The 411-nt window shown below is 69.1% G+C and carries 1 pseudogene; it reads left to right on the top strand.

The features are described 5' to 3' along the window. Positions 1 to 364: pseudogene (locus HBA93_RS18930) on the top strand (heavy metal translocating P-type ATPase); the annotation flags it as partial. Between the last annotated feature and the right edge of the window lie 47 nt (positions 365 to 411).

Here is a 411-nt window from a genome sequence, read left to right as displayed (position 1 = left end):
GACGGAAGCCGGGTTGTTGCATCTGGCTGCGACCGCCGAGACCGGATCGACCCACCCGCTCGGCCGTCCGATCGTCGAGGCCGGCCGCAAGCAGGGACCGCTTTCCACGCCCGAGGCGCTGGAGGAGCATGCTGGCATGGGCCTGAGCGCTCGCATCGACGGCCGGACCGTTGCCGCTGGCAACCGCCGCCTGATGGATACGCTCGGCATGGCGCTGGGCCAGGAGGGCGAAGCTGCACTGGACCGTCTCCTGTCCAACGGCCAGACACCGATCCTGGTGGCGCGTGACGGGCAGTTGATCGGGCTGCTGGGTATGTCCGACATGGCTCGTGAAGGCGCGGCAGGCCATCGCCCGTCTGCGTGACATCGGCATAGGCCGCGTGGTCATGCTGACCGGCGACCAGCATGGTG

It is taken from the genome of Ochrobactrum sp. SFR4 (assembly GCF_019730395.1).
Lineage (GTDB): Bacteria > Pseudomonadota > Alphaproteobacteria > Rhizobiales > Rhizobiaceae > Pseudochrobactrum.
This window is presented reverse-complemented; position numbering and strand designations above follow the sequence as displayed.